Origin of the sequence: Cupriavidus sp. HMR-1, assembly GCF_000319775.1 — a bacterium.
In the GTDB taxonomy this organism is placed as follows: domain Bacteria; phylum Pseudomonadota; class Gammaproteobacteria; order Burkholderiales; family Burkholderiaceae; genus Cupriavidus; species Cupriavidus metallidurans.
This window is the reverse complement of sequence record NZ_ANKP01000086.1, coordinates 1-21,839: the sequence shown is the minus strand read 5'-3', so window position 1 is coordinate 21,839 and position 21,839 is coordinate 1. Positions and strand designations below refer to the sequence as shown.

General features: G+C 61.3%; 21 protein-coding genes. 15 read left to right on the top strand and 6 right to left on the bottom strand.

Annotation, left to right across the window (positions count from 1 at the left end; genetic code table 11):
• Positions 1 to 13: 13 nt before the first annotated feature.
• Genes D769_RS12870 through D769_RS12850 form a run of 5 tightly spaced genes read right to left on the bottom strand, consistent with a single transcriptional unit; the run spans position 14 to position 4,993 of the window.
• Positions 14 to 772, bottom strand: coding sequence for an entry exclusion protein TrbJ (locus D769_RS12870; RefSeq protein ID WP_008645670.1), 759 nt, complete (start codon positions 770 to 772; stop codon positions 14 to 16).
• Between the two features lie 16 nt (positions 773 to 788).
• Positions 789 to 3,251 (bottom strand): VirB4 family type IV secretion system protein, encoded by a 2,463-nt coding sequence (locus D769_RS12865; RefSeq protein WP_008645669.1) that lies wholly within the window; start codon positions 3,249 to 3,251, stop codon positions 789 to 791.
• The gene (locus D769_RS12860) at positions 3,245 to 3,574 is read right to left on the bottom strand and encodes a conjugal transfer protein (protein ID WP_008645668.1); all 330 of its coding nucleotides are present in this window, start codon (positions 3,572 to 3,574) and stop codon (positions 3,245 to 3,247) included. The genes D769_RS12865 and D769_RS12860 overlap by 7 nt, the downstream gene beginning before the upstream one ends.
• Position 3,575: 1 nt before the next feature.
• Positions 3,576 to 3,923 carry a TrbC/VirB2 family protein gene (locus tag D769_RS12855; RefSeq protein ID WP_008645667.1) on the bottom strand — a complete coding sequence of 116 codons (348 nt, stop codon included), beginning with the start codon at positions 3,921 to 3,923 and terminating at the stop codon, positions 3,576 to 3,578.
• Positions 3,924 to 3,943: 20 nt separating this feature from the next.
• Complete coding sequence (locus D769_RS12850; RefSeq protein WP_008645666.1) at positions 3,944 to 4,993, bottom strand: ATPase, T2SS/T4P/T4SS family; 1,050 nt, start codon at positions 4,991 to 4,993, stop codon at positions 3,944 to 3,946.
• A 332-nt stretch (positions 4,994 to 5,325) separates the two neighbouring features.
• Between D769_RS12850 and D769_RS12845 the strand changes: the two genes are divergently transcribed.
• From D769_RS12845 to D769_RS12775, 15 genes are all read left to right on the top strand, one after another.
• Complete coding sequence (locus D769_RS12845) at positions 5,326 to 6,033, top strand: VirB8/TrbF family protein (RefSeq protein WP_040011027.1); 708 nt, start codon at positions 5,326 to 5,328, stop codon at positions 6,031 to 6,033.
• A 14-nt stretch (positions 6,034 to 6,047) separates the two neighbouring features.
• Positions 6,048 to 6,956, top strand: coding sequence for a TrbG/VirB9 family P-type conjugative transfer protein (locus tag D769_RS12840; protein WP_040011023.1), 909 nt, complete (start codon positions 6,048 to 6,050; stop codon positions 6,954 to 6,956).
• Positions 6,956 to 8,200 (top strand): TrbI/VirB10 family protein, encoded by a 1,245-nt coding sequence (locus D769_RS12835; protein WP_008645660.1) that lies wholly within the window; start codon positions 6,956 to 6,958, stop codon positions 8,198 to 8,200. Before D769_RS12840 ends, D769_RS12835 begins: the two co-directional genes overlap by 1 nt.
• On the top strand, positions 8,193 to 8,990 hold the full coding sequence (locus tag D769_RS12830) for a transglycosylase SLT domain-containing protein (RefSeq protein ID WP_008645658.1): 798 nt from the start codon (positions 8,193 to 8,195) through the stop codon (positions 8,988 to 8,990). Before D769_RS12835 ends, D769_RS12830 begins: the two co-directional genes overlap by 8 nt.
• Complete coding sequence (locus D769_RS12825; RefSeq protein WP_008645651.1) at positions 8,987 to 10,234, top strand: lipoprotein PilL; 1,248 nt, start codon at positions 8,987 to 8,989, stop codon at positions 10,232 to 10,234. The genes D769_RS12830 and D769_RS12825 overlap by 4 nt, the downstream gene beginning before the upstream one ends.
• Positions 10,231 to 10,656 carry a lytic transglycosylase domain-containing protein gene (locus D769_RS12820; protein WP_008645650.1) on the top strand — a complete coding sequence of 142 codons (426 nt, stop codon included), beginning with the start codon at positions 10,231 to 10,233 and terminating at the stop codon, positions 10,654 to 10,656. The genes D769_RS12825 and D769_RS12820 overlap by 4 nt, the downstream gene beginning before the upstream one ends.
• Before the next feature lie 28 nt (positions 10,657 to 10,684).
• Entirely contained in the window at positions 10,685 to 11,275 is a 591-nt protein-coding gene (locus D769_RS12815; RefSeq protein WP_008645648.1) for a toxin co-regulated pilus biosynthesis Q family protein, read from the top strand.
• Between the two features lie 8 nt (positions 11,276 to 11,283).
• On the top strand, positions 11,284 to 13,077 hold the full coding sequence (locus tag D769_RS12810) for a protein PilN (RefSeq protein ID WP_241227860.1): 1,794 nt from the start codon (positions 11,284 to 11,286) through the stop codon (positions 13,075 to 13,077).
• Positions 13,078 to 13,080: 3 nt separating this feature from the next.
• Complete coding sequence (locus D769_RS12805) at positions 13,081 to 13,869, top strand: hypothetical protein (RefSeq protein ID WP_008645644.1); 789 nt, start codon at positions 13,081 to 13,083, stop codon at positions 13,867 to 13,869.
• On the top strand, positions 13,866 to 15,236 hold the full coding sequence (pilO2, locus tag D769_RS12800; protein WP_008645643.1) for a type 4b pilus protein PilO2: 1,371 nt from the start codon (positions 13,866 to 13,868) through the stop codon (positions 15,234 to 15,236). The genes D769_RS12805 and pilO2 overlap by 4 nt, the downstream gene beginning before the upstream one ends.
• Positions 15,233 to 15,904, top strand: coding sequence for a hypothetical protein (locus D769_RS12795; protein ID WP_008645641.1), 672 nt, complete (start codon positions 15,233 to 15,235; stop codon positions 15,902 to 15,904). Before pilO2 ends, D769_RS12795 begins: the two co-directional genes overlap by 4 nt.
• An 8-nt stretch (positions 15,905 to 15,912) precedes the next feature.
• Complete coding sequence (locus tag D769_RS12790) at positions 15,913 to 17,721, top strand: ATPase, T2SS/T4P/T4SS family (protein ID WP_008645639.1); 1,809 nt, start codon at positions 15,913 to 15,915, stop codon at positions 17,719 to 17,721.
• Positions 17,718 to 18,947 carry a toxin corregulated pilus biosynthesis protein E gene (locus D769_RS12785; RefSeq protein WP_008645636.1) on the top strand — a complete coding sequence of 410 codons (1,230 nt, stop codon included), beginning with the start codon at positions 17,718 to 17,720 and terminating at the stop codon, positions 18,945 to 18,947. Before D769_RS12790 ends, D769_RS12785 begins: the two co-directional genes overlap by 4 nt.
• Before the next feature lie 16 nt (positions 18,948 to 18,963).
• Complete coding sequence (locus D769_RS12780; RefSeq protein ID WP_008645634.1) at positions 18,964 to 19,599, top strand: type 4 pilus major pilin; 636 nt, start codon at positions 18,964 to 18,966, stop codon at positions 19,597 to 19,599.
• Between the two features lie 65 nt (positions 19,600 to 19,664).
• The gene (locus tag D769_RS12775) at positions 19,665 to 20,993 is read left to right on the top strand and encodes a hypothetical protein (protein ID WP_008645632.1); all 1,329 of its coding nucleotides are present in this window, start codon (positions 19,665 to 19,667) and stop codon (positions 20,991 to 20,993) included.
• A gap of 63 nt (positions 20,994 to 21,056) precedes the next feature.
• Here the strand turns inward: D769_RS12775 and D769_RS12770 are convergent.
• On the bottom strand, positions 21,057 to 21,839 hold a 783-nt coding region (locus D769_RS12770), incomplete at its 5' end, for a hypothetical protein (protein ID WP_206536999.1).

Genomic DNA, 21,839 nt, shown 5'->3' with positions numbered 1-21,839 from the left:
GAGTAATCCTCTATCAATTGCCTTGCAACTTGCGGGAGAAGACCCGTGCGCGCAACTGCTTCAGCTCCTCATCTTGCGCCGCGGTAATCGCGCGCAAGGCATCGGCGCTCTGCGCTTCCTTGGCAACGTTCTGCTGGTCCTTGTCAGCATCAGCCTGGGCGCGAACGCTCATAAGCTGGAGCAAATCAGAGTTCTGGCTGGCCAGAACATCGAGCATCTGGTTCGTTGTTTGCGCCGTCGCTTGCGCGGTGGGCGAAAGCTTGATCTGGGACTGGATCTTCTCGCGACGCTTTGCGACAGACTGCGTGTTCTTGAAGATCTGCTCGCCAAGGTTGAACAGCGCCTTCGCGGTCTTGTCCCCATTTGTCAGGAGCGATCGCTGATCTTCAAACCACTGTTCCTTTGTCTTGCCAGAGGAAACGACCATGCTCTGAATCTTCTTCAAATAGTCGGCGTTATCTTGCACGGTGCCATAGAGGTCCTTCAGGGTAGTGCCGTACACCTCGTACTTGCCGATCTCGTCCTTGATGCTGTTGAACTGCTCCATAATCGCCTCGGGATCGAGACCGGTGGCCTGCAGCAGTTGGTTGGCCATCATCTGGTACTGGTAGACGATGTTGGTGTTCTCGTACACCTCGGACTTGATCGACTGCAGAGCCGAGATCGTGGTTTGAACCAGGCCTACCCAATCCGTGACCGGGAGAGCGGCGTGTGCGGTTGATGCGACGGAGACCGACGCGGCGACGGCGATGTTTGCGATCCACTTCTTCACTTTATGTGCTCCCTGGTTAGGCTGCGCGAGTGAGCATCTCGCGCACGTATCGATCCTGCCAATCGGGCTCGCCCGATGCGTGGTGTGTGTCGCAGATAGATTGGGCGACGCCATCGGAACGCAGCATTGCAACCATTTCATCGTTGAATGCCGTCTGAAGCATCCGCGTCTGGTTGGTACTGGCTACAATCCACAGGTAGTCACGGTTCGGGACCGCGTCGGATATCATCTGGATCTGGTCTTTGGTCAGGCCGAACTTCTCCCCGTACAGTTCAGGGGTCGTTTTTGCCTGGCTGTTGGGTAGGTAGATCCAGTTGGCGATGTTCTCTTTGAGGATCTCGAAGTTCGCCACACGAGCGATCTGTCGCAAGGATTGCGTAGCGGCCCAGATGGAACCGTTGAGCTTCCGAATCGTGGTGATCCAGTCCTCAAAGCGCTTATAGAAGCGCTCGTTCTGGAAGAAGAAGCCGCATTCCTCCACTTCGATCACGGTGTAGCGGATACCGTCCATCGACTGGCTGATCCGATAGAACGCGTAGTCGGTGAAGAGAGCGGCTGCGCGCGGGAACTTCTGAAAAAGCTCGCCGCACTCGATGCAAAGGTTGTCGCTTACGGCGAAGGCATCCTCGACGTGATCGAAGAAGTGGCCATACTGACCACCTACAAGCCAAATCTGCAGGCGCTCGCGCAGATCCGCATGAAGCAGCGTGGACAGCGAACTGAGCGTCCAGCGATCAGGCGAGTAGCTTGCGACCAACTTCACCGCTTCGAAGATGTCCTGCTTTTGCTGCGGCGAAAGCGTGAAGGTGTCATCCTCGATCGCGAGGGTTAGCCATTCGGTGACATAGGTAAAGCTGCCTGGGTCAGATAACAGAGAAAGCGGATTCACCGGCGTGCTCGATTGGAACTTGCCGGTGACGTCGATGAACGCCCCGCCGCTCAGCAACGTGGGAATGCGTGTGGAGCGATCCTTGTCGAAGCGAATGCGGCGCGCACCGTGCCGGTCCGCTTGCGACACCAGGAAGTTGAGGAATACCGATTTTCCGGCGCCGATGGGACCGATGACGAAAAGGTGGCCGTTGCCGCCCGGTTGGTGCATGTCGACGCGCTGAGGGGTGCGATGCTGTGTCGGCAGGCAAGTGAGCGGCGGCACCTCGGTACCGGTTTTCTCGGAGAGCCATGCATTGCGGATTGGGCCTTCGAGTACCGACCGCACCGGTGCGATATCGGAGACTGCTGGGGTCTCGACAAACTGCAAACGCCGTTGCTTGTCCCAACGCCCGGGAAGCGTGCTGTTCCACGCCGGCATCAGGTTGGTTTTCTCGCGGATCGCTCCGAAGCCGGCATTCGTCAGCGTGCCGACCACCTCGCTAACAGAATCCTCAAGTTCCGATTCCGTATCCGCGTAAATGACGATGGAGATGTTGGCGAATCCATGCTGGACGCCCTCGGCCGTCAAGCGTTTCAAGGCCTTGCCAGCTTCCTTGGCGAGCTCCTCGCGTCCCTCATCATTCTCGTTCTCCTCCTTGGCGACGTACTGCTTGACCATGGAGCGGAGGTTGACGGCCGCCATCTTGTAGAAACGGCGCACCTTCTCGATGTAGGCCGTGGCCCGCGCGGTGTCTAGGAAGCGGAACATGATGCAGATATCCAACTCTGCGTCCACCTGCAAGAGGCTGTCGAGCGCGGCTTCCTGGAAGCTCATCCATTCCTTCACCGCCACAATCGCTGCATAGCGCTTGCCGTGTGCCGACTCGAACAACAGGCGCTCCGCGCCCACGGTGATCTCGGACTCACTCAGATGCGTGTCCAGCAACGTGACGGGGAATCGGATGCGGCGACTGGGGACGCTGGGGTTCGCAATCTGATGAAGCGCCTCGTAACTTTCTTGCATCGCGAGGCGCGTCGGCTTGATGCGCGGAATCCCACCCGTGAAGGCATCCAGCATGGCCTCGAAGCGGCGCGTGTCGGAGCGGATTTGCTCCATGTCAAACGCAAATGCGCTGCGGGACAGCACGGTGTCCTTGGCAGCTTCGATAATGGCGCCGTAGACCTTCTTGCCCCCAACCGTCATGTGATAGCCAATTTTTTCAAAGAATTTGGCAACACCGGTCTCGGGCGTATAGGCAATGCTCAGTGAATGCACGTTCCGGAAATAGCGCCCGGTTGTCATGTGCGCCTGATTAAGGGCGTTAAGGCGGGCGTCTGTGCCATTGCTGAATTCGCCATCGACGTAGCTTTTGGTGCGCCGGTGTGTGAGGCGCCACCATGCAGTGATGCGGTTGTCAAACGAGCGGCAGGCTTGGTCGAGTTGCTCACGGGCGGATGTGATATCGCTTGCGTCAGCGCTGTCCGCATCTACGCCACGGAATTCGTAGGTGGCGAGCAACGAGCCATCCTTGTTCAGGATGAGTTCGGGAGTGATCGAAGTGAGCCACGGGGCAATCTCAGCCAGTGGGCGTCGCTTGAGTTTCAGCATGGCAGGTCGCTGTCAAATCCATAGGGGCGACGGAAGACCGGGTGCGATTTCCCGTGCCAAGGGAGTGATTCGTAGAGGTCGCCGTACTGGTTGTAAAGGTTCAGTATCTGGTTCCACCACGGATCTCGGCTTGTCAGCCATGCCAGCAGCGCGTGTACGCTCAAGCCCAGGACGAAGAACGTCACGGGGATTTGCCAGCCACTCCGGTAAGTGACGTAGATCAGCAACGCGGTGATCGTGCCGTTGGCGATGGCCAGGGTCCGCACCGCGCCAGCGATCAGCTGCGGCATGGACAATCCAATGCTCACGTGGTGTTTGCGCATGCTAGAAGCCTGTGCAGGACGCGACGATGTTCAGCGTCTTGAGGATCGACGGTGCAGCGGCGGCGAGACCAATGCCCACGCAAGCGCCGGAGATGAACTTCGAGAGGGAGGATTCGGCATTGGCATACGCAATCGCGCCGAGCACGATCACGATGAGCCCCAGCACGAAGAGATACTTGGTGTTGATGAAGGTCGCCAGGCCGCAGATGAAGTTGCCGAGATTGCCAAGGAACGAATCGTCGGCAGCGACCGCCGATGTGGCGACGGCCATCATGCCGATCATCAGCATGGCTGACGGTGCGTACTTACGGGCGGTGGCGCGTACGCGCGGATGGATTGCGAGTTGCATTTCGAGGAAGACTCCGTTGGTTAGAAGACGCGTTTGATGTCGTAGTCGTTGTCGCGGAAACCTTTGATTTCGATGATTTCCGAGACGTGACGCATTTCGCCGGTTCGTTTCATGTGCACCACGTAGTGAATGCAATCGGCAATCAGCTTGCGCATGTCGTCGAGCTTCCAGCCGGAACCGGCTGGAATGCCAAGAAGCGCCATGCTTTCAAGGCGGGAGAGCGCGGAGCGAGCGTTGTTGGCGTGCAGGGAGGCGATGCCGCCATCGTGGCCGGTGTTGAGTGCCTGTAGCATGTCGTAGGCTTCGCCTCCGCGCACTTCGCCAACAAAGATTCGATCTGGGCGGAAGCGTAGGGCCAGCGCCACAAGATGTTGGGTTGTTACTCCCTTGTCTGCGTTCGAGAGCAGCCGCACGAGGTTCGGTACGGACAGCTTCAGTTCCATCGTGTCTTCGATCGTCAGGACCCGGTCTGTCACCGGGACTTTGCCTGCCAATGCGTTGAGGAATGTTGTCTTCCCGGAGGAAGTGCCGCCGGCGACGATGACGTTCTTGCGGCGGACCATCAGTTGTTCAAGGGCGCGCGCCAGGGATTCGTCTTCTTCGTTCCCAAGGAAGATCGGCTCTTCATCCTGCGTCGTTGCGTTGCGCAATGAGAAGGCACCAGCTTTCGCGTAGTCCTCAAGCGTAAGATTCGTTTCCCGGTGCCGCCGGATGCTCAGAGCGTGGCCGTCTATCGCTGTTGGTTGCATGACTGCAGCAATCCGCAAGCCCTTGTGACCGGCGTTGATAATGCCCTGAGATGTACCCCGCACCGCCGATTTCTCTACGGAAGAGGCCAGGGCACGGACCGCACCTTCGAGCTTGAACGGCTCAAGCACCACGTTGAGCTTTGTCAGGATGCCGCGACGCTCCACCCAAATGCTGTCATGCCGGTTGATCATGACTTCTGCGACGTCCGCAGCATGAATGACGTCGTGCAGCGGCGCGAGCGACTCGAAGAACATCGAGACAGCGCTTTCAGCCAGCTGCGTGAGTTGCAGAAGAGGGTGGTCGTTGGTCGGAGATTCCATGCCCCGTATTGTTGGCGGGGTACGTTAATCATGGGCTGCTGAAAGCTATGCGATTTTGGCGAGCTTTCTCAGGAATTGATGCCGAGCAGTAGCGAGTGAAGTGGAATCGGCGTCAAAAGTCTGAGCACGCTCATCACAAAATCCTAGAAAGCTCACTTTTTTGTATCGCCTTTCTAGGTAGGCTCGCCTCAGAGCGACGGTGCATCGGAGGGGGCGAGTTTTCGCGCCGATCTCAGAATTTCAGAAAGCTACGCGAAATCGCATAGCTTTTGGACGGAAGTCGAAGGGCATTCGCTGATTCAATGGGCGGCATCAAATTGGACTGCCGCAGCATGCGCCTTTTTAGCAAATCTTCCGACAAAGCCAAGCCCCTGACCGTTGCACCGGGGATGTATGGCAATGAGAGCCCGGAGCAAGTCATCTTCGACCGTACCACGCGGATCAGCGTGGACCGGAATCATTGGAAGTTGGCAACCGTCGGCTTGGGCGTGATCGCAGTGGCAGCCATCCTTACGCGTGATCCGCCGCCATCGGTCGTCAAGGTGGTCGGCGTGTCTTCGGATGTGACCGGCAAGCCCATTACCCGTGAACTCGATGCCTTTCGTCCTGACGAGCGTCAGGTGCAGGCGGCGCTCAAGGACCTGGTGCAACGCTGGTTCACCATCGAGCCGATCCTGACACCCCAGATCGAATCTTCGCGGATGGCCGCAAACCTTCGGTCCGTGCGCGAGCAGATGCTCGGGTCGGCCAAAGATCAGTTCAAGGCCTGGGTCGATGAGGATGAACCGTTCAGGCAAGTCACATCGTCGCCGACGCTCACGCGCGAACCCAAGTTCATCAATATCGCGAGCCTGCCGGATAGCACTGTGGTCGTGGAGTTCGTGACCACGACGGCCGAAGACGGCTTCAAGCCGCGCAAGCAGCGCTACACGATCACGTTCCGGTACCAGACCAAGCCGGCGGACAAGGAAGCCGTGCTCGGCACCAATCCGTTTGGTGTGTACCCCGTTTTCTTCAGCATTCAGAAATCCGCGGCCTGACCGCGCACACGCTCATGGACGCCCGTACTTCTTCCCGATTCCTCCCTTACGCCATCGCCTGCTGTATTGCGCTAATGCTGTCGGTGCCGGACGGCCATGCCGCCGACAAGTCGCCTCGTCGCGCAGGAGCCGGGATGTCCGGACTCGGTATTGGCGATCTCAGTGATGCGATGAACCCGGCCAACCCGTTCAACGGTGGTGTGGATCCCGTGGCGCTCCCGGGCGATTCGCGGCTGGTGGTCTTCAACTACAGCCGGGACCAGATCTTCCGCGTCTTGAGTGCGCCGCTCAAGATGACAACCATCGAGTTCCCAGACGATGAGCAGATCGTTGGGGACCCGGCGTGGGGAGAGAGCGTTCGCTGGGACTATGACACCGACGGTGCGAACCATCTGTACGTGAAGCCGCAGGCGGCCGGTCTGGTCAACACGTTGTCGGTGAACACGAACAAGCGTAGCTACGAATTCACACTGGTTTCTTCGCCACTCGGTGGCATCTTCTATCAGAAGGTGCGGTTCCGAATCCCCACGTCCATTTCCGCCAAGGTGAAGGCACGCAATGAGGCCCGACCGGAGCAGGCCGACGAAGGAAAGTCCGGTGATGCGGACATCAGCCGGAACCTGGATGCCGTCGGTGTGCCCCCCGATCAACTCAACTTCGACTACACCATCTCCGGCGGTGCGGACTTCAAGCCAGATACGGCGTTCGACGACGGCAAGGCACTTTGGCTGCGCTTGCCGGCTGGGGCATTGCAAAACTGGCCGGTGCCGCTAATCAAGGACGGCAGCGACTATGTGGTCGTGAATTCCGTGACGCGCGGACGCTACCTCGTAGTGCAGCGTCTGGCCGATACCGTAGTGCTGCGTTCGGGTAGCGACGAAGTCAAGATTGAGCGTCGTCGCCGCATTCTGGGGCTGTTCTGATGCGCGGCAACAAGAAATCCGAGAACGTCACTGACGTGACGGAAGCGCAGGAGCGTACCGTCAAGGGTAAGCTCCCGCGCAACGTCGTGTTCGCGTTGGGCGGCGTGGCCGCTGTCATGGTTGGGGCGCTGGGCTACTACTATCAGACGATCTCGGACGAGCAGCTCGATGCCAAGGCCGAGCAGCAGCGCGCCGACCAAATCAACCAACGCGCAGCCAGTGCGGACACCGGGCAGAGCCTGGAGGCGACCATTCGCGCGCAGGCCGACAAGGCCCGCGAGGAAGCCGACCGGCAGCGCAAACAGGCGATCCCGTCCGACACGAAGGCGCCCGTTATGACCGCCGGCGACCTGACCAGTACGGCAAGAACCACGACCGCATCGCCGGATGCCAAGAAGAACGAGCAGGATGACCTCTTCACGGCCCCGGTGTTCAAGAGCGGTGCACGGAAGTCGCAGGTCAATCAGGCGAAGCCTACGGCGGCGCTCGCGGATGTCACCGATCCTGCCCAGATGCGCGCTATCCAGCAGGCGGTGGCCGCCAAGGCCGCGGCGGCGAATGCGGCAGCTCAGAACCCTGAGGGCGCGGCGGCTCAACCGGCGTCGGCCGATCGCCAATTTCTGCGCGATGCAGGGTCCACGACCACGCTGCGTACCGGCTTCGACGGCAAGCTGCCGCGTTGCACGCTGAGCCGAGGCTTCAACATTCCCGCGAATTTTGCGGGTGGCCTGAACTCGGACAAGCCAGGCGAGTTCCGTGCGACCGTATCGCAGGACGTCTATGACACGGTGAAGGGCACTTGCAAGATCATCCCCGCAGGCAGCACGCTGGTTGGCATGTATAGCGCCGATATCGCGGTAGGCCAGGAGCGTATCCTCACGGCCTTCGTGCGCATGCAATTGCCTAACGGCAAGACGGTGCCGCTGATGGGCATGCAAGGCGCAGACCCTGACGGCACCGCCGGCAATACGGGTGACGTCAACAACCACTTCCTGAAGATCTTCAGTGGTGCGCTCATCATCGGCGCACTCTCGCTGCGTTTCAACGACAACCCGACGACCACCACAGTCGGTCCGGCCGGACTGGTTGCATACGGCAACGCTGCAGGGCAGGTCGCGACGCAGACGGCGCAAACGATCCTGAACCGCAACCAGAACATTCGCCCGACCATCACGACCGAACCCGGCCAAAAGATGATGGTGCAGGTCAAGCATGACATCGTTCTGGAGCCGTATCGTGATTAAGCGGCTCGCGGCGTCTCTGCTTATTGCTTCCACGTCGGTTGCTGCTAATGCGGCAACGATCGAGGCCGTCATCAGCCCCAACGCCATTGTCGTGAATGCCGACGGCCAGGCGCGCGTGCATACCCTCGAGGGCAAGCCCGTTCTGTACTGTGGGTTGGACGCGTTCCTGGGCTGGTCGGCGCGGCTACTCGGCGTGCAGATCGAGGCGGGTGCCGACCACGGCCCGACAGTCATGCTGGCAGGCAAGACGGCGCCGATTGCCCGTTTGTTTGCACGGGAAGGGTGGCTGCGCCCGGCGAATCTGGATGACGCTGCTCAAGAAGCGCTTGCAGAGCGTCGCGGCGGCTGGGCGTGCGCACCCAAGACAGAGCCATTTGCACAGATGGGTAGCCGCGTGGATCCCAAGATTACCGCCGGCATCGCCATGAACGAGTCGTCCTATCGCGGTCGCCCCTGGCCGTGGACGCTCAACGTAGCAGGGCGGGGCATGTTCTTCTCGTCACGGGAAGAAGCCTACTCGGCCATCAATCGCTTGTTGGCGAGCGACCGTTGCGACTTCGACGTGGGACTCATGCAGGTCAACTGGTGCTACCACGGCAAGCGCTTCGCCTCGCCGTGGGAAGCACTGGCACCGGCCACAAACATCCGCGTGGCAGAGGACATCCTCGCAGAGAACCTTCAGCGCAGCGGGTCTGCCATGAAGGCTGTGGCCTGGTACCACAGCGCGAATCCCGAGCGCGGCGGTCCTTACTTCACCCGATTCATGAAACACGTGGCGACATTCCAATGATCAGGCCGCTCCTACTCTCTGTAATGGCGCTGATTGCTGCGCCCGCCATCGCGGCCGACACCGACCCGCTTGACTTCGATTATCAGGTCGTCGCTCGCGCCGCCGACCGGCCGGCGATGGTGTTCAACGACGGACTTTCCACGTACATCCAGCCGCGCTTCGGACAATCGGTGCAGGCCGACGGTGCGATCCAGAACGGCCCGTATTGGGTCATTGATGGCGTGCCGGACGTGGTCCGATACTCGGTCAATGGGCAGCCGGTTGTGGCCCGCTGGAAGCGCGCGAATGGCTTCACATCCGAGCCCGCGAACCCCGGCGGTGATATGCCGCGCAGCCTCGCCGCCATTTCCGGCCGTCTGGCCCTGATCGGCAGCTATTCGGATATCGCGCTGGTGCGAGCAGGCCGGTCCTCATTGCCGCTGGCGCAGATGGTCAAGTCCATCGCCCCGAACGGGTGGAGCGGTACGGCGCAGAAGGACATTCCGCTGACGGATGACGTCTCGCTGGACGCCCGGGCCGGGGAGAATTGGTTGCAAGCGCTCGCGCAGGTACTTGAGCAGCGCAATCTGTACGCGGAGGTGGATTTCGGCCGCCGGAACGTAGCGCTGCGTGCGACGCCACCCAAGGCATTCGGCGTGGAGACCGCGACGCCTGGAATGCTCCGCGCTTCAGCAACGACTGGAACATCGCAAGCAATCGCTACGCCGATTCCAACTGCGAGTGCGCCGGCGACCGGCACGCCGTTGCCGGAAGGTCCCACGTTGGCTTCGGCGTTCAACGCCTTGGCTATCCGCGACGCCAAAAACGGGCGGATCGAAGTCCGCTTCGATGCCGAGCCGAAGGACCTGGAAATGCGGGATGGTGCCGGCGACAAGCTCCGTACCCGCTGGGATGACAGCGAGAAGGTGTTGTCCTTCCCCACGGTCGACAGCTTTACGGCGAGCAGCGGGTCGAAGCGCGTCGAAGTCGCGCGCGTGCCGGGCATCAATTTCTTGTTCCCCCGCGAGAACGCTGCGGGCCTGGAGCGCGTGTTCGAGAAGGACGGTGCGACCTACCTGAGCTTCGCCAAGTCGATGGCCAGCATCTCCGTGTTCGGCGACGACCACCAGGGCGGGGGAGAGCAGAAGGATCGCTACTTCAAGTTCAACGGTGTATCGGACCACCTGACCGTCATTGCTGACGGCAATGTGGTTCGTGTGGACCGCTTGCCTGAGGTCCGCTTCTACGAGCGGGCGGTCCAATGATTGCGATGCGCATCGGGCTACTGATCGCCGGCACCGCATTGGCCGGCCTCGTGCACGCCGATTGCTTGGACGATGCGGCGGCGTTCCATCGCGTGAGTCCCGTACTGGTCCGCGGCATCGCGCAAGTCGAGTCCGGCATGCGCTCTTGGGTGACCAACACCAACACCAACGGCAGCGAGGACATCGGGCTGATGCAGATCAATTCAGTGCACCTGCCGCGCCTCGCGAAGTTCGGGATCACCCGCCAGAGTCTCTTCGATCCTTGCACCAATGCCTACGTTGGTACCTGGATCCTCGCCGATTGCCTGGGCCGGTATGGCGAGACCTGGACAGCGGTCGGTTGCTACAACGCCGGCTCGCCAGACAAGCGGCTCAGGTATGCGAACCGCGTCTACCAGAAGCTGCAATCCACAAGCAAGTAACCCATTCGAATTCAAACGGAAATCAGCCATGTACCAGTCTCGACTGCTCGCCCGGATCTCCCGGACCCTTTTGTCCGGTGCGGCCGCCTTTGCGGTATGCGCCAATGCGGCCGTGCCAGTGTCCGGCCCCTTTGGCGCTGAGCCGTTCGGCAGCTTCGAACCGACGAAGCCGCTTGCTGGCGGCGGGTGGCAGGTGCTGGCGGGCGATCGCGCGAAGCCGACCACGGTGGCCGCGATTTCATCGGCCGTGGCAAGTACACCGAGTGCAGTGCAGGTAGCGGTAACGCCGGTAGCCGTGACCTCAGCTCCGAGCACTGTGCCGCCCCTCAGCGCGTCGGCATCGCTGGAGCGCAGCTGGAGCGTCTCTCCTGCTGACACGAACTATCGCGTCCTCATTGAAAAGTGGGCCCGGGAGGCAGGTTGGACGGCGGCGCAATGGGAAGTGGACCAGGACGTGCCCATTGAGGCGTCGGACGCGTTCTCGGGCGACTTTAAGACCGCCGTGCGTCGCGTGCTGTCCGCGACCGAGATGACCGATTACAGCCTGAAGCCCTGCTTCTACTCCAACAACTATGTACGTGTGGTGAAGCTCACCACGAAGTGCGACCCGTCCAAGTGAGGAAAGCAATGATGTTGACCCGAATTCTTCGCCCGGCAACTGGCGCCGCGCTTGTCTGCTCCACGCTCGCAGGGTGTGTCTCTCCTTCGTTGCTCAAGGACGTGCGCCAGGCGACCGACTCGACGACGGCGCAGTCTATGCAGACCACGGAGGACCTGTACGCGCGTATTCGCCGTGACCGAGCCGCAGTCGAGGCCGAACAAGATGTTTCGCGCCCTTACCTTGCGGGCAAGCGTGTTCCCGTTGCACGGAACGTGACGCTCCCCGTCGCTTTGCGGGCCAATGTCGACACCCTTGTCATGTTCCCCGAGCGGTCGATGTCGCTCGCCGTGGTTGCCCAGCGCATCCAGATGTCGACCAACATTCCGGTCAAGATAGAATCGGATGTCTACCTGCCGCCTAGCCTCCTGCTCCCGCGCAGCCTGGGACAGCAAGCTGCGCAGCAGCTACGCTCGACACAGGGACAGGGTGCCGTCAATCCCATTGCGCAAGGTCTGGGCCCGGCGCCTACCCTGAACGGTCCGCTGCCCGGCGCCCTGACCGCAGGCGGTGGCCTGTCGGCGGCATCGCAAGCAACCCCGCTGCTCGACAACGCCCTGAACGTTGAGTTCAAGAACAGCGAGAAGATGCCGCTGGCCACCATGCTCGATACCGTTGCCACGCGTCTCGGGATCAACTGGGAATTCAACAGCGAGAAGGGCGTCATCCGGTTTTATCGTCTGGTGACGAAGACGTGGCAACTGCCCATGCAGGCCGGCACCAACTCGTTCACAACCGAATTCAAGCAGTCCGCCCAAGGCTCAAGTTCTGGCAGCACCAGTGGCGGCCAGAGCAATCAAGTGGACGCGGTGGCCAAGTCCGAGATCAAGGATCAGGATGACCTCGCGGGCGTGAAGAAGAGCATCGAGCCGGCGATGACGCTGGTCGGCAATGCGGAGCTCAACCCGGCCACCGGCCTGTTGACGCTGCGCGATACCAAGGAAGCCGTGGATGCCGCCGACGAAATCGTGCGTCGGCAGGTGGCGATCTACTCGCGCATGGTGACCCTGAAGTTCCAGATGATCGACCTGACGGTGTCCGACAACGGTGAGGCCGGTGTGGACTGGAATGTGGTGCTGACGAAAGCACTGAATAACCTGCCCGGCTTCACTGCAACGGCGTTGTCGCCCGCTACGCTGGTCTCGTCGTCTGCCGGTAGCTTGGGTCTGAACCTGACTTCGGGTGGCTTCAGCGGGACGCAGGCCATCGTCAGCGCACTCAAGCAATACGGCACGGTGACGTCGAACCTGACGATTCCGGTCTCGATGCGCAACCGACACGGCTTCCAGTACAACAACCGTCGTACGTTCTCGTACGTCTCCGGCACGACGCCGGCTGCATCGAGCGTGGGCGGAACGGGCGGCGTTCCTGGCATCACGACATCGACTGCCACGGTCGGTTTCAAGCTGGCTGTCTACGCCGACGCGACTTCGCGCGATGACGTGAATCTCACGATCGCGCTGGACCAATCCAAGCAAGACGGGCCGCTGGAGAAATTTACGTCCGGTTCTGGCGACAACCAGCAGTCTGTCCAAACCATCAATCTCGTCGGCAAGGGCATCCCCAAGCAGGATCTCATCGTGCGCAACGGCCAGACCGTGCTTATGACGGCGCTGGATCAGGATGACACGCAGAACACGCGCCGCACCCTCGGCGAGTCCCTGCCGATGATCCTGGGCGGATCGCAGACGGTATCCAAAACGCGGACCTTCACGTTGCTGCTGGCGACCGTGATGGTGCAGGACCAGGGCGAGGCGAGGTAAACAATGCGCGCATTTCGTCAATTCATCTCGGATCTGGTGACCCTGTATCAGTGGAGCCTGCCGGTGGCTGTCGTGACGTGGCTTCCTTGGCTGCTGGCCATTGCCATACAACCTCGTGCGGACAGGATCGGGGTAGGGATCGTCATGGCCGCTGTCACGCTGTTTGGTCAAGGGCTGCTCGCTGCTTACAGCCTGTCGCTGCGCAGCCGGATGATCACGGCTGATGACAACTACTGGACAGTGCTGGTGGACGGCACTGCCCGTGGTGCCATCTCCGATGCGGAGTACGCCGCAATGCGCGAGCGGGCCGCCTTTTCCGTGAGTACCTACCTGCGGCAGACGGTCAATGTCGTCGGTGCTGGCGTGACTTTCCTGCACTGGCTCATTCGCAACATTCCGGTGATCCTGTTCTGGATTGCGCTGGGCGGATTGTTGCTGGCACCGGAGGGTACTGTCGGCGCGATCAAGACGATTCTGATTGCGGCTCAGACGGAACCCGAACGGCTTGCGGTCGCAACCGTCCAGGTCGTATTGCCCATGCTGCTTTCGTCGGCCGCGCTCGGCATGCTGTTTCTGTACCGCCAGTTCGGATGTCGCAATGAGTTCCGCGCGGCTTGGCAGGATGAACTGCGCCGCAGGCTTGAACTGTTTCCGATTGGCGAGATCAACCTCACGCGCGTCGAGGATCAGCAGACCGTCATTGCCGACGAGCGTCGTGCGTTCCGGGCGTTTCTGCGCCAGCGCGGCATGACCGAGGCCGCCGCGAGCGCTGCAGGAGGGGCGGCACGATGATCGTCAATATCCATGGCAAGACGCTTGCCTTCGGGATGAACTGGCGCACGCTCACGGGCAATGCACCGGCGCCGGACCTGGCCGCCAAGGTGGCAAAGGAGGTTAAGGCGGGGCGCATCTGGCATGACGGCGCGGCGCTGCACATGGGGTATCTCGCGCCCGAAGACGCACAGACCAAGATCAAGGACAAGATCTACTCGGCCGCCGTTGCCATCGCCCGCATCCCAGACCTGCTGCCGAACGTGTTGTTCGCGTATCGGCTGGAGAACGCAGGCGCGCACGTGGGCTACTTCGTCTGCGGCATCCTGAAGGGCCGCCCACGCGTGGGCTTCGATCGCGTCATTGCGGACGAGGCGACGCTCTCCGAGGTGGTCAGGGATTTTGCGCAGAAGGCCGGAGGCTCGTTCCGGCTGGCCGGCAATCTGCCGGAACTGGCCCAACTGGTGGCGGCTACCACGCCGTTGAGCTTTGTCGAGTTGCACCTCGATGCGATCGCCGCTGCCGCCGACTCCCACGCGGCGTTGCGCAAGCCGAGTGCAGCCGCGACCAAGAAGCGGTTGGCAATGCTGGCGATTGTCGCGCTGCTGGCTGCCGTTGGTGGCAAGTACGGCATGGCCGAGTACCAGGCGTACCAGATTCGGAAGAATCCGCCGCCACCGCAGAAGAGTCCTGCAGAGCGCTATGCGGAGGACATTATGGCCCGCTCGGGTGCGCCGTCCGCGAAAGCTGCCGTTGCGATCCCGCAGTTTGCCCGCTGGTTCGCGGAATCCGTACCGGTTATCGTCGGCGGGTGGAAGCTCGCCACCATCACGTGCAAGACCGTCGTGTCCCCGGTGGGCGAGTGCGATGCGGTCTATAGCCTGGATGCGAGCAAGAGCGGGGGCGGCACGCGTGGTGCGACGAACACCACGTTCCTGGTCGATATGCCGGATGTCTTCGGCAATCCTCGGTTCGGGAAAGACGACAACGATGTGACGGTGACCGCCAAGGTACCGTTCGGGCCGCCGACGCCGCTTGGCAAGCTGTTGGAATCGCTGCCGACCAGCATGGCACTGCGCACCGACCTGGGTTCAACCTTGCAACTGATGCGGCCTGCCACAGTGAAGGCGGCGCTCAACGAAATGGTGCCGTTCGGGGCGATCCCGCCTGAGGGGCTTGGATCGGTCCCGGCGATCTACAGGATCGCGACGTGGGAGATCAACGGCCCATTGCGCAATGCCGGCATGGTCGGATCGTTTCCCCCGAACGTGTCCGTCAGTGAACTCACGCTCACCGTCAAGCTGGACGTCGAACCGTCCATCAACGACTCCAAATTCATGATCGAAGTCAAGGGCGACGCGTACGCGCGCGATGGAGCACTGCAATGAACAAAATCTCGACGGCTCTTCTTGTTTGTCTGGCCGCTGGTGCCGCGCATGCTGACGGGGTGAAGACCGTCACGCAGCAGCTGCTGGAGAAGGACGCCCAATTGGCGCTCCAGAAGCTAGACCAGGATCTCGCAAAGGGAAACCCCGCGCCCACATCGGTGGCCGCTACGCCAACGTCGTCGCCCGAGCAACGCGCGCGCGACGAAGCACCCAAGACGATTGCACTCTACGGCGTGGATGGGCGGGCAGCGGGGCTGCCCTTGACCTTGCGCAGCTATGTGAAGTGGGGCGACCAGGTTTATGCGGCCAAGGTTGGCGGCTCGATGCGTGGCTACAAGGTAGTCTCTATTTCCGAGGCCGGAACGAAGCTCTCTCGCGGCAAGCAGACCATCAACGCCGCCAGGGTCGACGAAGATGCGGTGATTCTGGCGGGTGAGCAGTCGGGCGGCGAAACCCGCACGACACCGAAACATGCGGGTCCGCTTCCTGGCGGTACCCAACCCGGCGGCACACCACCAGTTTCGGGCGCTCCCAGCGGTTTCACGCCATTCCCCCCGCTGCAGCCGAAGCCGGGTTCGTCGACGGTACCGGCGCCTACGGCCGCTCCGACGCAGCCTCCTCAAGTCGGCTCGCTCGCGTTGCCTGCCGCGGCGCCGGCCAAAGGGTGAGATCGGCTATGCGAATCTTTGGCAAATCCAAGTCCCTGATGCCGGCCTCGAGTGGTGGCATTACCGTGCTGTCGGGAACCGGATCGGTGGTGCAATCTTCGGCGCCGGTCGAACCGGTGCTCGCTGCTGTTGACAGCCACGCTTCGGCCGCCACAGAAATCCGTACGACCGACGATCTGCCCTCGTTCGTACGCGTGATCTACGACGAGCTGGCCATGGCCCAATCCCTGCGACACCAGCTTTGTCCGGTGTTGGTGGAGGAGGGCGTCGCGGGATCGCGAGGAAAGTTTGCGCTCATTCTGCTGGCCGAGATGCAGCATTCGGACGTGACCGAAGAAATCCTTCGGCAGTCGCGCCTGCACTACGAGGCCGCGACCCCGTTCTTCTATTCCGCCGCGCCGCAGGTTATGACTGCGCTGTCCCGTGGCGTCGAGGGGCGGGCGCGACGCGCGGCCACAGCCGTCCCTGGCGCGCGCAATGCCAACGCACTCTGGCAGACGTTCCTTGCGGCCGCGCAGTTCGCCTTGCGCGAGCAGGCATCGGATATCCACTTTGAGGCTAAAGACAACAGCGAACTCTCGCAGATCCGCTTTGCGATCGATGGCCACCTGGTGTCGCCGCCCGAGTTCCAGATCCGTACCGGCGACCTGCTGGATATGCTCGGACACGTCTGGCAGAAGGGCAAGGGCGGCTCGCAAGGTCTCTTCAGCCGGATCCTGCCTCAACAGACGAGCGTGCGCGCGGAGGTCGAGAACGTACCGCTGGTGTTTCGCTGGGCGTCGATGCAAAGCGCCGATGGCCATGTGACCGTCATGCGGGTCAACCGGGAGAAGGCGGCGACGAACGACGTCGATTTCGTCAAGGACCTGGGATTCTTCCAGCAGCAGGCTGATGTCATCGACCGCTGCACCATGCAGATGGGCGGGGGCGTTGTGCTGGTGGGTACTGTCGGCTCGGGCAAGACCACTTCGGCGCACGCGGTCATGCAGCGGCTGCCGGGCTGGATGAACAAGATGTCGATCGAAGACCCGGTGGAGTTGATGGCGCGCGGCACGCACCATTTCTCGGTATCGCGGCAACTTGACGGCGCCAACCGGGAAGACGATCCGTTCATCGTGGCAAAGCGCCAGTTGAAGCGGATGAACCCCCATTTCGTCATGATCGGGGAGGTGCGGGACTTTGAATCAGCGGGTCTGTTCCGCGACGTGGCCGGTGCCGGCCTCCGGGCACTGACGACGGTCCACGCACCCTCGGCGGTTGCCGCGACGGATCGGCTCGCGGACAGCGAACTGCGTATCCCGCGCAGTGTGCTGGCCACGCCCGGCTTCGTGAACCTCTATGTCTATCAGGCACTGTTGCCGAAGACGTGCGAGTGCGGCCACCACGGGGAAGAGGCCAAGCAGATGCTTGGGGCGGCAAAGCTGCACCAGATCGAAAAACTCTTCCAGTTCAACGTGGATGGCATTCGCCTGCGCCGCCTCGAAGGCTGTGACAAGTGCCGCCGCGCCAACTTACCGGATCTGAACGGCATCCGCGGCCGAGTCATGGCCGCCGAGATGTTCGAGCCGGACGAACTGGACCTCATGTACATCCGCGATGCCCGCGCCATCGAGCTGCAGGCGCATCAGCGCGAAAAGCGGGAGACGGGCTTCGATATCCCGGACTGCACCGGAAAGTCGGTGTTCGAAGTTGCCATGTACCACGTGTACACCGGGACGGTGGACCCGCGCGAGGCCGAACGAATTCTCTCGCTGGACGGCTATGAGCAACGCCTCAAGCGCATGCTGAGCCGCGTCAAAGGAGGAGGTGCCGTATGAAATCCCGTTTCAAGGCGCTGCTGCGCCGCCAGCACCCGCATGGCACTGCGGCTACGCGTCCCCACACCTCTGTGGGCCGCTTCCCTGACAAGCTATGGCGTGCGCGCTTCGAGTTCGGCGCGAAGCGGGCGGACTACTACTACGATCTGGCCATGCGCATCGAGAAGATGCCGGGTGAGCCGATCTCGAACCACTTCGCCAAGGATGCGGCACGTCGCGCTGGCGAGCCGCTTGGCATTCTGGCGGCGTTGTGGCTGGCGCGTAGCGAGGGTCTGGACGGTGAAACGCAGGAATCGCGTCTGGCAGAGATTCTGCGTGGCACCGTGCCGGATGAGGACCTCGCAATCCTTGCCGTGGCAGAGCAGGGCGGTGACCTGAAGCAAGGGCTATTCAAGCTCGCTGAAAACCTACGTGCCATGCACGACGCGAAGGCGAATATCGTGATCATGCTGGCGAGCGTCGGCCTCACACTCATCATCCTGCACGTGTATGTCGGCGCCATGGCGTTCCTCGTGGCGCCGATGCTGGATCGCAGCTTCGCCAGTCTGCTGCCGGTGGACGCCTACGGGCCTATCGCCAAGACATTCCACTATGCGGCGCAGTTTCTTCGTAATTGGGGATGGCTGGTATTGGCCGGAGAGCTTGCGTTGGGCTACTGGGTCCTCAAGGCTCTGAAGAACTACACCGGCAAATACCGCCAGTGGCTCGATAACAAGGTGATCTTGTTCGACTTCTTCCGGCGCTTCCAGGGCGCGCAGTTCCTCTCGGCCATGTCGGCGGTGACGCAGCGCTTTGGAGGGGATTCCAAGAACCTGTCGCCAGCGTTGGACCTCATGCGAGAGCACGCGTATCCGTACTTGGCCCAGCACATCGAACGCATCCAGATCGCGCTCGAAGACAGTCCGAATGCCGGCGGCAAAATTTTCGATACCGGTTTGTTCGACCGCGACACCTCGTTCCGTATTCAGGACATTGCCGAGTACGAAGACGACCTGTCGAAGATGTTGGGCACGGTCTCCCACACCCTTCTGCAGACTGCACCGCGCGAGTTGGAGCAACGGGCGTCGTCGTTCAATCGAAAGGCATCGATCCTGCTCATCATCCTCATCACCAGCCTGGCCTTCATGCCTGCGTTCATGGCGCGGGAACTGAAGTCCAGCATGCAGACGAACAGTATCCGCACGCATCAAAAGAGCATCAACCCTTCCGCCCTCCCATCCAACTGACATGGAACAAAGAAACATGGACAACCGCAACCTGCAAGACAACCCCGCGGCCGCCGACGAGATGGCCTTCGATGCCACCGTTCCCCTCAATCAACTGAGCCGTGCCGAGCAGTGGAAGCGCATTCGCAGCACCCCGCGGCTGCGCGGCCAACACGGCGGCATTCTCGACGAATACGGCTTCTACCTGCTGCTCGCCGCGCTGACCCTCGTTGCGATCCTGGTGCTGTTCTCGCACAACTCGGTGGATACGCAGGTCCAACAGTTGACGACCGAACTGAACAACGTCATGGGCAAGGTGAAGACGAACTACCGTGGCCAGTACAGCAAGGTATCCGTGACATCGCTGATCGACAACGGCGTATTCCGTGACTTGACCACGATGACGGACACGGGCGGCACGATCTCGGTGCAACCCGGTGGCGGCACGCTGACGGTGGCGCCGGCACGTTTGCTGAGCAACAACGACAGCGTGCAGTACACGGTGCCGAATCAACCGGATGCCGCGTGCCCGGCGATTGTGGCGGCATTCCAGAGCAGCGCTGGGCGAATCGTTGTGAACGGCACGACGATCAAAGATGTTGGCGGCTCGGTGGATCCGAGTAAGGTGAAGTGCTCCGGCGACAGCAACACCCTCAACCTGTTCATGTCCTGACGTGGACGCTAGTCGAGTAGACATGCCCGGCCAAATGGCCGGGCTTTGGCATAGGAGAGCGGAAAATGCTGTTGAGCAATTATTCGATGGGCCTGCTGGTGGGAAGTATCGCTCTGGTGGGGTCGGTGGCATGGGCCTATGCGGACCAGGAGGAGAACCTCGCAATCGGCACGGGCAACTACATGTCCAACATCGCACAGGCGGCGAACACGTACACGTTCGAGGCATTCACTGCGCTTGCTAAGAGCCCGACGGGATCGACCAATCTGACGGTGGGCGGCAAGACAATCGGCGTGGCCGATCCGCTGCACCCGACGGTGCAGGACTTCATCAACTTCGGCTTGCTCCCGATCGGGTATTCGGACGTCAGCCCGCTCGGACTGTCGTTCAGAATCGATCTCACCCCCACGAATTGCGCTGGCGATATCTCAGGCTGCTCGATCCCTGGGCTTGTCTACTCGACGACCGGCTATCGTGATGCGTTTGGGCGGATTCGGACGGACCTGATGGGCGCAGCGGTGGTCAAGGCGGGACAGGATTCTGGCGTGACTTTTGCGGAAACGCCGGCGACCATTACGGGGATGGCGGCTACTTGGCAGGCACCCAACCCCGTGGTTGGACAGCCCGTCGGCGTATTGGCAATGCGCGTGGGATCAAGCTCGTTGCTCGCGCAGTCGATGAATCAATTCTATAAGCGGGACGGCTCACTGAATCTGACCGGCCCGATGGATGCGAACAACCAGGCGATGAATCGGGTGGGGAATTTCCAGTCGAATGGTTCAGTGTCTGCGGCTGGCAATGTGGCGGCATCCGGCAGCATGAGCGCTGGCGGCAACGTTACTGGCAATGGGGTGTATGGCAACTACGTTCAGTCCAACGGGAGCGCTTATGTTGCCGGGAACCTTCAGACTGGAGCCGTCTACGCCAGTGGGGTTACCTCATATGGAAACATGAATGCGAGTGGCTATGTCTACTCCAATGGGGCCGTCGTCCCATCCTTGGACCCAGGGCAAAAGGTCATCGAGGGTTGGGGTTGCGCTGACCCACAGGGTGCTATTCGGAGCGATCCTGAGGGTAAGACCCTGTCTTGCCAATCGGGTGTGTGGCGAGCGGCTAGCGGGTCCGCTTCGGGTGTCCATTCGATTACCTGGACATACGGAGGATCGGGGGGAATGAACAGGTATCCGATGGCGTGCTTCACCTTAGCCGGTTCGCCCGGCGTATATCAAGGCAGCGGCGCGGTTTCGACCGACTACCGTGCAGGCTCCACTCCGTACAGTGATATGTATGGAAATGCAGGGTACAGGCAAGCGGATGGATACGCTTGTCCCCCGGGAACGGCTATGGTTCCCCTCTATAGCATCATTCAGGACGGCGGCGGAAACGGGGGCTGACCATATTACAGTGAAAAAAGCCGGCATTTGCCGGCTTTTTTCTTTACCTGGCCTTAGTTACACTCATTGGCAGGCGAGGATAGCTACACCGGAAATGTCGCCGCTCGACGGGCTGGGGATGGTGTAGCCGACTGCGAGAAGGGGCTTCGCCGTATCAGTCCCAAGGGTCTCAAACTGGAAGGTGCCAGCCGTCGCGAGATGTGCTCCGGTGATCGGCGCGCCCGTCGTGGATGCGGTTGCATGGGCGTCTGATCCGATGGCGACGTCAATCGCGAACGAGTCGATGCCAGGACCGCCGAGACTGATTTGCGCGGTCGCGGTGTTGACCTTCCCCGTCGGGAAATTGCCGGAAACCGCTGTCGGATTCGTGCTCGACAGCAGGGAGCAAACGAGGTTGGCCACCGGGCCGGGGGTCCGGGGAAGAGCCAGCGGCTTACCTACTACGTAATGGCCGCCTTGATTCACGCTGATATTGCCTTGGCTGGTAGTCCCGTTGGTCCAGCGCCCAATGGAGAAATTGCCGTTGCCAGAAACGTCTGCCACGGTGCCGGTGGTGAGTGAAACGTTGACCGACGAATTTGCTCCGACGGTCGTATATGCACCTTCCGCAGTTTTGGTCTGTGCCGATGCGGCGACGCTGGCCGTCACGTAAGCATGAGGCGAAGCACCACGAGACACAGCATCCTGAGGAACGTAGATGAGCGCGACCGGATCGGCTGTCACAGCAGGAGCACTGCCTTGCACTGTGATGGTGGGAGCCGGCGGCGTCGGCGTGGCTGGTTGTTGCGTAGCAGGAGCGCTGTCACCGCCACCGCCGCCACAGGTGTGCATAAGCAGCTTTCGTGA

Bases quoted from the DNA above. Each gene is read 5' to 3' on its own strand.
- D769_RS12865 (WP_008645669.1), bottom strand. From the start codon at position 3,251: ATGCTGAAACTCAAGCGACGCCCACTGGCTGAGATTGCCCCGTGGCTC.
- D769_RS12860 (WP_008645668.1), bottom strand. From the start codon at position 3,574: ATGCGCAAACACCACGTGAGCATTGGATTGTCCATGCCGCAGCTGATC.
- D769_RS12855 (WP_008645667.1), bottom strand. From the start codon at position 3,923: ATGCAACTCGCAATCCATCCGCGCGTACGCGCCACCGCCCGTAAGTAC.
- D769_RS12850 (WP_008645666.1), bottom strand. From the start codon at position 4,993: ATGGAATCTCCGACCAACGACCACCCTCTTCTGCAACTCACGCAGCTG.
- D769_RS12845 (WP_040011027.1), top strand. From the start codon at position 5,326: ATGCGCCTTTTTAGCAAATCTTCCGACAAAGCCAAGCCCCTGACCGTT.
- D769_RS12840 (WP_040011023.1), top strand. From the start codon at position 6,048: ATGGACGCCCGTACTTCTTCCCGATTCCTCCCTTACGCCATCGCCTGC.
- D769_RS12835 (WP_008645660.1), top strand. From the start codon at position 6,956: ATGCGCGGCAACAAGAAATCCGAGAACGTCACTGACGTGACGGAAGCG.
- D769_RS12825 (WP_008645651.1), top strand. From the start codon at position 8,987: ATGATCAGGCCGCTCCTACTCTCTGTAATGGCGCTGATTGCTGCGCCC.
- D769_RS12820 (WP_008645650.1), top strand. From the start codon at position 10,231: ATGATTGCGATGCGCATCGGGCTACTGATCGCCGGCACCGCATTGGCC.
- D769_RS12815 (WP_008645648.1), top strand. From the start codon at position 10,685: ATGTACCAGTCTCGACTGCTCGCCCGGATCTCCCGGACCCTTTTGTCC.
- D769_RS12810 (WP_241227860.1), top strand. From the start codon at position 11,284: ATGATGTTGACCCGAATTCTTCGCCCGGCAACTGGCGCCGCGCTTGTC.
- D769_RS12805 (WP_008645644.1), top strand. From the start codon at position 13,081: ATGCGCGCATTTCGTCAATTCATCTCGGATCTGGTGACCCTGTATCAG.
- pilO2 (WP_008645643.1), top strand. From the start codon at position 13,866: ATGATCGTCAATATCCATGGCAAGACGCTTGCCTTCGGGATGAACTGG.
- D769_RS12795 (WP_008645641.1), top strand. From the start codon at position 15,233: ATGAACAAAATCTCGACGGCTCTTCTTGTTTGTCTGGCCGCTGGTGCC.
- D769_RS12790 (WP_008645639.1), top strand. From the start codon at position 15,913: ATGCGAATCTTTGGCAAATCCAAGTCCCTGATGCCGGCCTCGAGTGGT.
- D769_RS12785 (WP_008645636.1), top strand. From the start codon at position 17,718: ATGAAATCCCGTTTCAAGGCGCTGCTGCGCCGCCAGCACCCGCATGGC.
- D769_RS12780 (WP_008645634.1), top strand. From the start codon at position 18,964: ATGGACAACCGCAACCTGCAAGACAACCCCGCGGCCGCCGACGAGATG.
- D769_RS12775 (WP_008645632.1), top strand. From the start codon at position 19,665: ATGCTGTTGAGCAATTATTCGATGGGCCTGCTGGTGGGAAGTATCGCT.